The following is a 9,681-nucleotide window of genomic DNA, read 5'->3' as shown; positions in this document are numbered from 1 at the left end:
CGCAGCCCCCGCAGCCCCGGCTGCCCCGGCCAAGGAGGCTGCCCCGGCCGCTTCGGCCGCAGAGTCCGGCTACGTCACTCCGCTGGTCCGCAAGCTTGCCAACCAGCAGGGCGTGGATATCAACTCCCTGACCGGCACCGGCGTCGGTGGCCGCATCCGCAAGCAGGACGTGCTGGCAGCAGCGGAAGCCAAGGCAGCCCCGGCTCCTGCGGCAGCCGCACCGTCCGCAGCACCGGCCGCTGCTCCGGCCGCGCGTCCGGCCGCTGACCAGTCCTCGCTGCGCGGCACCGTGCAGAAGGCACCGCGGATCCGACAGGTCATTGCCCGCCGCATGCGCGAGTCGCTGGACATCTCCACCCAGCTGACCCAGGTGCACGAGGTCGACATGACCAAGGTCGCCAAGCTGCGCGCCAAGGCCAAGAACTCCTTCCAGGCCCAGAACGGCTCCAAGCTGACCTTCCTGCCCTTCATCGCCAAGGCTGTGGCCGAAGCCCTGAAGCAGCACCCGAAGGTCAACGCCTCCTACGACGAGGACAAGCAGGAAATCACGTACCACAACGCCGAGCACCTGGCGATTGCGGTGGACACGGACAAGGGCCTCCTGGTTCCGGTCATTGCCGACGCCGGCAACCTGAACCTCGCCGGTCTGGCCGGCAAGATCGCCGACGTCGCGGACCGCACCCGCAACGGCAAGATCGGACCGGACGAGCTCTCCGGCGGAACCTTCAGCATCACCAACATCGGTTCCGTGGGCGCGCTGTTCGACACCCCGATCATCAACCAGCCGCAGGTGGCCATCCTTGGCACCGGCGCGATCGTCAAGCGGGCCGTAGTGGTTTCCGATGAGAACGGCGATGACTCGCTGGCCATCCGTTCGATGATGTACCTCTCCCTGACCTACGATCACCGGCTGGTCGACGGCGCCGACGCGGGACGCTTCCTGCAGACGCTGAAGGCACGCCTTGAGGAAGGCGCCTTCGAGGCCGACCTGGGGCTCTAGGAGCTGTACCCCGCCTGGAATCAGGTGACTGCAGGGCACCTTCCCGCAAGGGAGGGTGCCCTGCGGTGTTTACCGACAGTTTGTCGCTAAGCTGAAGTCATGGACATTCTTAAATATTTTCTGGTCTTCCTGCACATCCTCGGCGCCGCCGCGATCGTCGGTGGCTGGTTCGCCACCTTCAAGAAGCCCACGGTCCTGCCGGTGCAGCTGTACGGCGCCATTGCGCAGCTGGTCACCGGACTGGCACTCGTAGGGATCGCGGGCGCTACCCACGATCCGCTGAACTACGGCAAGATCGCGGTCAAACTGGTGATCGCCGTCGTTGTGCTGGTCGCCGCTGTCATCGGTTACCGCAAGGCGACGTCCGGTGCAGGCGTCCCCAAAGGCCTGGCACACGCCGTCGGCGGGATGGGACTTATCAATATCGCAGTCGCTACCCTTTGGCAGTAGTCGTGTAGTCGTGTAGTCCGACGTCGGCGACGCACCCCGCACGGGGAGCGTCGCCGTTGTCGTTCAAGGGGGTCACAATCCACTGACAGCGGACACCGGTGCGGCGGCAGCGCTAAATCCCTAGGATGGGAAACGGCACGATCCGGCGGATCGCCGGGTCTGTGGATTTCAACGAACTTGAGGAGTGGACATGGCAGCAACACGCACCGCACACACTGTTTGGAATGGCGACCTGATGACGGGCGCAGGCAACACAACCCTGGACAGCTCGGGGCTGGGTAACTTCGATGTGACCTGGAAGGCGCGCGCTGAGGCTTCCGAGGGCAAGACCAGCCCCGAAGAGCTCATCGCCGCCGCCCACTCGGCCTGCTTCTCGATGGCCTTCAGCCTCGCCGTCGCCCAGGCCGGCCACACGCCCGAGGAAGTGAACACGAAGGCTGATGTCACCTTTGTGCCCGGCACCGGTATCACGGACAGCCACCTGACCGTCAGCGCGCGGATTCCGGGAATCACGGAAGACGAATTCCAGCGTATCGCCGAGGAAGCCAAGGTGGGCTGCCCTGTCTCGGCCGCCCTCACCGGCATCAAGATCACCCTGGACGCCACGCTGGCCTCCTAGCTCCTGACACGCCCACGGCTAAGGCCCCCGTTCCCTGCAGGGAACGGGGGCCTTAGCCGTGGGCGGGCCGCGCCGGCGGGTGCTGCGGCCTAGACCTCCGGCCGGCGGGCCGGCAGCGGGGCAGGCCGCACGAGGCGGTAGCCCTCGCGCAGCGGCGGACGGTCCGTGGGCAGCTCCTGGATCATTTCCTTGAGCGCACCGATGCCGTATTCCAGCTGCGGGTCGGTGCCGGCGGCGTAGGCGTGTGGCGGGAAGGTGACTTCGATGTCCGGCGCGACGCCGAAGTTCTCGACACCCCATCCGACGCCGCCGGAGAACCAGGTGGCGTAGCGCGGCTGGGTAACGCCGGTGCCGTCCGCGAGGGCAAAGCGGTTGTCAATGCCAACCACGCCGCCCCAGGTCCGGGTACCGATGACCGGGCCGATCCCCCGCAGCTTGGAGACCTGGGTGATGATGTCGCCGTCGGAGCCCGCGAATTCGTCGGTCAGGATGATGACCGGACCGCGCGGCGCATGGTGCGGGTAGGTCCGCGGCCGCTCCCCGCGCGGCATGCTCCAGCCGGTGACCTTGCGGCCGATGAGTTCCGCGACGAGCTGGGAGGTGTGTCCTCCCCGGTTGCGGCGGACGTCGACGATCAGTCCGTCGAGGGCTGTTTCGGTGTCCAGGTCGCGGTGCAGCTGGGCCCAGCCGTGCGCCATCATATCGGGGATATGCAGGTAGCCGAAGTTTCCCTGCGAGGCCTGCCGGACCGTCCGGCGGTTGGCGGCCACCCACTCCTGGTACCGCAGCCGCTCCTCGTCCCGGACCGGGACCACGGCGACGCGGCGTTGCTTCCCGGCCAGGCTTCCGTGCCCGGCACCGTTGCGGAGGGTGAGCTCGACGGCGCGACCCGCGGCGCCCACCAGCTGCATGGCCGGGGTGCGCGCTTCGGTGAGCTCGACGCCGTCGATCGCCAGCAGCAAGTCGCCCGGTTTGGCGTCAGCGCCCGGGCGGGTCAGTGGCGAGGTGGCGAGCGGGTCGGAGGATTCCCCCGCCAGGATCCGGGTGATCTCCCAGCCCTCGCCGGTGAAGGCGAGATCCGCGCCGAGGCGGCCCTGGCCGTTGCTGCCGTTCTCGGTGACAGCAAAGGGACGGACGTAGGCGTGGGAGGTGCCCAATTCACCGTGGAGCTCCCACAGCAGGTCCACGAGGTCGTCGTGCGAGCCGAGCCGGTCCACGATCGGACGGTAGCGGGCGTGCACCGAGTCCCAGTCCTGCCCGGCCATGTCTTCGGTCCAGAAGAAGTCGCGCTGGAGCCGCCAGGCTTCATCAAAGGCCTGCCCCCAGACGCTGAGCGGATCGAGCTGCACACGGATGCGGCTGAGGTCGACCTTGACCAGCTGGCCGGACTCCTCGTCAGCCTTGGCGTTGGCGGGCGAGACCCGGATCTGCTTGTCCTGCAGGACCACAACCTTCTCGCCGTCGCCGGAGAGCCGGTAGCTGTCCAGGGCGTCCACGATGGTCGTGGCCTTGCGCCGGGCCAGGTCGAAACGGACCAGGCACGGTGCTGCGTTCTTGTCCTCGAGGCTCGCGCGGCCCTCTCCGGTGACGCCGAAGAGTTCGCTGTCGAGCCAAAGCAGGGCTCCGGCGGTCGCGGTCAGGTCGGAGTAGTTGCCCTGCGGCACCGGCACGCTGATGACCCGGTGGGCCAGGCCGTCGGCGTCGACCCGGACTGCAGGAATCTGGTCCGCGTCGGCGTTTTCCACCGGCTGCGTGGCCTCGAGGGCTTCCTGCAGGTCAACGCTCGGGCCGAAGGGCGAGGGCGTGTCCGCGGCAAGGGCCACGAGGTAGGGCTTGATCGGGCTCGGGAAGGACAGGTCGAAGGAGTGTCCGTCGTAGACCGGGTCGAAGCTGCGGTTGGAGAGGAACGCGAGGTACTTGCCGTCGGGGGTGAACGACGGCGATTCGTCGCGGAAGCGTCCGTCGGTGACGTCGATGATGGTGCGCGTCCCGTCCGGGGCGGCGCCGGCGTCGTCGACCCTGGTCAGGCGCAGCCGGCTGCGGGAGCCGAAGGAGGTGACCGGCTCGGACCAGCCCAGCCAGGCCGAGTCCGGGGACCAGCTGAAGCCTTCGATGCTGCCTTCGCCGATGCTGCTGACGAGCGACAGGGTGCCCGTGCGGGTGTCGGCCAGGTAGATGTCCCCGAAGGCGGTGCCCACGGCGAGCCAGTGGCCGTCCGGGCTGGCCTCGATGGCGCTGGCCCGGGTCGGCTTGGGGAATTCGATCCGGGTGAGCTGAGGGGATCGCCCCTGCGGCGCCGGGGCGGTTGCTTCCGCCGGGCCCGTAGCGTCAGCGGCGTCCGCTGTCTGCTGGACCGTCGCGGCGGCCGTTGGTGCGGCTGTGGGTGCCGGGACCACGGCGACGGCGTCCGGCCGGGTGAGCGCCGCCGCCGAGACGGGGCTGGGCAGGGGTGTGCCGGCGTCGGAACCCTCCCGCGGCGTCGCGGCTTTCTGCGCCGCAGGATCGGCCGGCTGTCCGTCGGCCGCGTTTCCGTCGGACTGCTTTCCGCCCGGCTGGTGCCCGGCTGGGGTGGTTCCCAAGTCCGGGTTCCCGGAGCCCCGGTTCCCGAAGTCCAGGGGTCCGGCGATCGATTTCAGATACAGGGCTTCGACGCCGTCGTGGTCAGCCACGTAGGCGATCCGGCCCTCGCCGAAGGGGCGGGGCAGGCGGGCGCGGACACCCGGGGTGGCTTCCAGGACCCGCGAGGGGCCGTCCTTGTGCCGCAGCCAGTGCAGCGTGCCGTGGGTTTCCACCGCGCTGGAGCCGCCGGTGCGGTCCGGAACCACGTCGCCCAGGTGCTTGGACGGCTTCAGCGGCGCGGCGCGGCGGGCCTGGGACGCGGACCCCAGCGATATCTCGAGTTTGACGGCGTCCGCGCCGAGGTTCGGCAGGAGCCACAACTCACCGGCCGATTCGAAAATGATGCGCTGGCCGTCGGTCGCGGCATGCCGGACGTAAAAGTCCTCATGGTCCGTGTGGCGGCGCAGATCCGAGCCGTTGGGCAGCACGGAGTAGAGGTTGCCGAAGCCCTCGTGGTCGGAGAGGAAGGCGATCCGGCCGTCGATCCACATCGGGTCGGTCAGGTTGCCGTCCAGCGAGGCGGCGAGGCGTTCGAATTCGCCGTTTCCGTCGGCGTCGATCCAGAGCTTGCCGGCGGCGCCGCCGCGGTAGCGCTTCCACCAGGCCGGCTCGCGGGAGAGCACGCTGGCGAGGACCACGGGGCGTTCGTCGCCGACGACCGGCCCAAAGGCGACGGATTCCACCGGGCCCAGCGGGAGTTCGGTGGCCCAGCCGCCCGTGACGGGCAGGCTGAAGGCATGGGTATGGCGGCTGTCAGCCTGGCGGAAGGCGCTCGTGACCAGCACGTCGCCGTCGGGGGTGAAGCCCTTAACCTTGGTGGTGGCGTGGCCGAAGTAGCTCAGCTGGCGGTAGCCGCCGCCGTCGACATCCGCGGTGACAACTTCCGGGGCCGTTCCTTGAACCACCGTCCACACCAGCCGCTTGCCGTCCGGCGTGAAGCGCGGGTTGCGGGCGGGCAGCTGAAGCGAGGACACGCGCCAGGCGCGGCCCCCGCCCAGGGGCGCGATCCACACGTCGTTCTCGGCCACGAAAGTGACCAGATCACCGTGCAGATGCGGGAAACGGAAGTAACTCGAAGAGGTCATCGTTAGATCATAGTCAAGAGGGCCGTGCCGCCCGGGAGGTGTCCCCGTCGTGCCGGGCATGGTGAGATGGATCATGCGAATCATTGTTGCCGGAGCCTCAGGGCTGATCGGAACCGCCATTTCCCGCTCCCTGCGCCACTCCGGGCACGACGTCGGCACGCTGGTCAGGCGGCCGCCCGCCGCGCCGTCCGAGTTCCAGTGGAACCCCGCGGAGGGCTACATCGACGACACCGCGCTGAAGGGGGCCGACGCCGTCATCAACCTCTCCGGCGCCGGCATCGGCGATCGGCCCTGGACCCGGTCCCGTATCAACGAACTCCGCAACTCGCGGCTGGGGGCGACCCGGACGCTGACGGCGGCAATGGGGCGGCTGGACGCTCCGCCGGCGGTCTTCCTGAGCCAGTCGGGCTCCGGCTACTACGGCAACGCCGGCGCGGCGCTGGTCCGGGAAGATGCCCCCGCGGGCAGCGGTGTGCTCGCCGGGATCTGCGTCGACTGGGAGGCTGCCGCGCACGAGGCTCCGGCCGGCGTCCGGGTGGTCACTCCCCGCACCGGCGTCGTGCTGAGCCGTTCGGGGGGCGCTTTGGGACGGCTGATGCCGCTGCTGCGGCTGGGCGTGGGTGGACCGCTGGGCAACGGGCGGCAGTACTGGCCGTGGATCACGCTCCCCGACGTCGCCGGCGCCTTTGATTTCCTGCTCAACAACCCACTGTCCGGGCCGGTGAACCTCTGCGGTCCGGAAACCGCGGACGTCAACTCGCTGGTCGCGCAACTCGCCGCGGCCCTGCACCGGCCGGCGGTGCTGCGCGTCCCCGCGCCGGTGCTGCGCCTGGTGATGGGCAAACTCGCCGAGGAGCTGCTGCTCGCCAGCCAGCGGATGGAACCGGCAGTCCTGAGCGCCGCCGGCTTTGAATGGCAGCACCCGTCGCTCGCCCAGGCCGCCGCCTGGGTCACCGGCCGCGGCCCTGAGGACTGAGGCGCCGCGGCTCTGGGGAGCTGCGCTCCTGAGGAGCCGCAACGCCGTCAGCCCCCGCTAGCCGGGTCGGCACCGATACCGGCGTCGTTACCGGGGTCGGCAGCGGCGTCTTCACGGGCGTCGGCAGCGGCGTCTTCACCGGCGTCGGCAGCGGCGTCGGCCGGGAGGATGTCCCGGATCCGCCAGCGGCCCTCCACCGGCACCAGCACGAGCCTCAGCTGCTGCGCCGGCGCGGCGGCAGCATCGGCCACCACCGTCCCGGTGGCATCGCGTTCCTGGTAGGCGGACGTAGCCGCCGTAACGGCCACGACTGCCAGCGGCCGGCCGTTCTCCCCGGCAGCCGACACCTCGGTGAGGTCGGTGGAGAAACCGGCCAGCACGCGGCCGGACTCCGTGAGCGCGGCGCTGATCCGTCCGTCCGCCACGGCAGCTGAGGACTCCGGGACGTTTACCTGCTCCAGCAGCCGGAAATCCCCCGAGCTGAACGCCAACGAGCGCAGCCGCGCCAGCCCGCGGACCGCTTCCTCCGGGTCCGGCGACGCGAGCTGGTCCTGCACCTCCGGAGGAACGACGGCGGCACCCAGGGCCGGCGTGCCGGGGGCAGGGGCGGAGTTGTGACCGGCCTCCAGGTTTTCGACGCTTGGGAACGGCATGGGGAGCCGGGCACCGGCGAACGCCCACACGATAACGAGGACACCGCCAAGTGCCAGGCCCACAGCCGCGGCCCGGTAGCCGCGGTGGCCCGGAGGTTTCGGGCCCGCAGGTTTCGGACGGGGCTTGCTTTGGCCCTCCTTGCCGCGGCCGCGGAACACCCCGCGGGCAGCGTGGCGCGCTTCGGTCCGCCCGGCAGTCCGCCCGGCAGTCCGCCCGGCAGTCAGCCCGGCAGTCAGCCCGGCAGTGAGCCCGGCGGTGAGCCCGGCGGTCGGCCCGGAGGGTCGAGGCACCGCGGAGGGCAGGGGCCCGGCAGAGCGGGTCCTGTGGAAGCGGCGCGGCAGGGACCGGAACAGTTCGGCCCGCCGCTCGCGTGCCGTGCCGGGCAGGGCACGGCGGGTCAGCAGCTGCGGAATGACGGTGGGGTGGACCGAGACCGAGAGGTCCACCGGCGCGGCCGCGGTGCTGCGGTGGACGGCGGCCGCCAGCTCGGCGGCGGACGGCCGGAGCCTGCGGTCCCCCTGGAGTCCGGCTTCCAGCGCCGCGGTCAGCGCTGCCGGAACCCCCGGAACCAGGAGGGGCAGCGGAGGCCGCTGCGCGCCCGGCTCAGGGGCGCGTCCTGTCAGGCAGAACCAGCCCAGCGCCGCGAGCGAGTAGACATTCCGGTCCGGTTGCAGTCCGGCCCGGACGGGGTCCACCGGCGCCGGGTCACGGAAGCCCTCGGTCCCGGTTCCGGACACCGATATGGCGTCGGCCACCATGCGGGCCACGCCAAGATCGCCCAGCAGCGGTTTTCCGTGCGCGGTGAACAACACGTTGCCTGGTGACACATCGCCGTGTGTGAAGCCCTGACTGTGCAGATACGCAAGGGCCTGGGCGATGGGCGTCAGAACCGTCACCGTCTCCCCCGGCCCCAGACTCCCCCTGCCGGCCACGAGTTGGCCCAGCGAGCCGCCAGCTGCGTAATCCATGATCAAACCCAGGCGTTTGCCGGCGGAACCGTCGCCGCGTTCGCCACCGCCGTCGCCGTCATTGCCTTCGTCGCCATCACCTCCGTCGTCATTGCCGGCGCCATCACCGCCATCACCGCCGTCGTCATTGCCGGCGCCATCACCGCCATCACCGCCGTCGTCGTCAGGGATGCCGGGCCGGCGACCGCTGCGCACGCGCAGCACTCCCAGGGCCCGCACCAGATGCTCGTGGTCCAGAACGGACAGGATCCTCATCTCCCGCCGGATCGATTCCTCCGCGTCGTCTGGGTCGGAACCAGTGCCGGGGCAAAAGTACTTCAGCGCGAACTCGCGTCCGGTCGACTGTTCCGTCACCAGCCAGACGGTCGCGCTGGCGCCGCGTCCCAGGCACCGGCCGACGTCGTGGCCGGGAACCTCGGGGCCCGCAACGCCGGCCGCTTCGTAATCTTCCATAGCCAAGGAATACCGGATCCGTCGGAATCCCGCAGAAGTTATCCACAGGGCGGTGAGAGCTTCGCCACAGAATCAGCCGCTGGGACACCCGAGGTCTAAGCTGGAAGGCATGACTCTTGAGTTCTCCCAGCTGGGTCTCGCCCCGGAATTCGTTGAATATACACACGGCTGGGACATCCAGCGCGAACTCCATGAGAGGGTCCTCGCCGGTACTGCCCCCAGTACGGTCCTCCTGCTGGAACACGCCGCCGTTTACACGGCGGGCAAGCGCACCGAAGACCATGAACGCCCCTTTGACGGCACTCCCGTGGTCCCGGTGGACCGCGGCGGCAAGCTCACCTGGCACGGTCCGGGACAGCTGGTCGGCTACCCCATCATCAAGCTCAGGAACAAGGCCGGCATCCGCGACTACGTGGAGCGGCTTGAAGCCGTGATCATCGCCGTCCTCGCCGACTACGACATCGAGGCTGTCCGGATCAAGGGCCGCGCCGGCGTCTGGATCGACCAGGATGAGAAAGGCCCTGCGCGCAAGATCGCCGCGATCGGCATCCGTGTGCATGAGGGCGTCACGATGCACGGCTTCGCGATCAACTGCAACAACGATCTCGCACCGTACGGCCAGATCATCGCCTGCGGCATTACCGACGCCGGCGTCACCACCATCTCGCAGGAGACGGGCCGGGACGTCGCGCCCGCCGACCTCGTGTCGCGGATCATCGAAGAACTGCGCAACAATGAAGAAGCGCTAGTTGCAACCCATGAAGGAGCTCTACTGTGACCCTGGCACCAGAAGGCCGGAAAATGCTGCGGATCGAGCAGCGCAATGCGGCCACCCCGGTGGAACGCAAGCCGGAGTG

Annotated in this window: 7 protein-coding genes; 5 read left to right on the top strand and 2 right to left on the bottom strand. The window is 69.6% G+C overall.

Annotated elements, in window-relative coordinates:
- The 3 genes from sucB to BJQ90_RS06595 form a co-directional block, all read left to right on the top strand.
- A partial coding sequence (sucB, locus tag BJQ90_RS06605) for a 2-oxoglutarate dehydrogenase, E2 component, dihydrolipoamide succinyltransferase (RefSeq protein ID WP_226759504.1) occupies nucleotides 1-1,000 on the top strand: 1,000 nt, incomplete at its 5' end.
- Nucleotides 1,001-1,099: 99 nt separating this feature from the next.
- Nucleotides 1,100-1,450, top strand: a complete 351-nt coding sequence (locus tag BJQ90_RS06600; RefSeq protein WP_226759503.1) for a hypothetical protein — start codon at nucleotides 1,100-1,102, stop codon at nucleotides 1,448-1,450.
- 190 nt (nucleotides 1,451-1,640) lie between these two features.
- Nucleotides 1,641-2,069: an OsmC family protein gene (locus tag BJQ90_RS06595; RefSeq protein ID WP_056431323.1), complete on the top strand. Its 429-nt coding sequence runs from the start codon at nucleotides 1,641-1,643 to the stop codon at nucleotides 2,067-2,069.
- 89 nt (nucleotides 2,070-2,158) lie between these two features.
- On the opposite strand, the gene BJQ90_RS06590 is transcribed toward BJQ90_RS06595, so the two are convergent.
- Complete coding sequence (locus tag BJQ90_RS06590; protein ID WP_226759502.1) at nucleotides 2,159-5,773, bottom strand: S41 family peptidase; 3,615 nt, start codon at nucleotides 5,771-5,773, stop codon at nucleotides 2,159-2,161.
- Between the two features lie 73 nt (nucleotides 5,774-5,846).
- Here BJQ90_RS06590 and BJQ90_RS06585 point away from each other — a divergent pair, with 73 nt between their 5' ends.
- Nucleotides 5,847-6,749, top strand: a complete 903-nt coding sequence (locus tag BJQ90_RS06585; RefSeq protein ID WP_226759501.1) for a TIGR01777 family oxidoreductase — start codon at nucleotides 5,847-5,849, stop codon at nucleotides 6,747-6,749.
- 47 nt (nucleotides 6,750-6,796) lie between these two features.
- Here the strand turns inward: BJQ90_RS06585 and BJQ90_RS06580 are convergent, their stop codons facing one another.
- A complete protein-coding gene (locus BJQ90_RS06580; RefSeq protein ID WP_226759500.1) occupies nucleotides 6,797-8,824 on the bottom strand; it encodes a protein kinase domain-containing protein in 2,028 nt (675 codons plus the stop codon).
- A gap of 109 nt (nucleotides 8,825-8,933) precedes the next feature.
- Between BJQ90_RS06580 and lipB the strand changes: the two genes are divergently transcribed.
- Nucleotides 8,934-9,602 (top strand): lipoyl(octanoyl) transferase LipB, encoded by a 669-nt coding sequence (lipB, locus tag BJQ90_RS06575; protein WP_226759499.1) that lies wholly within the window; start codon nucleotides 8,934-8,936, stop codon nucleotides 9,600-9,602.
- Nucleotides 9,603-9,681 lie beyond the last annotated feature (79 nt).

It is taken from the genome of Arthrobacter sp. SO3 (assembly GCF_020532825.1).
Lineage (GTDB): Bacteria > Actinomycetota > Actinomycetes > Actinomycetales > Micrococcaceae > Arthrobacter.
This window is presented reverse-complemented; position numbering and strand designations above follow the sequence as displayed.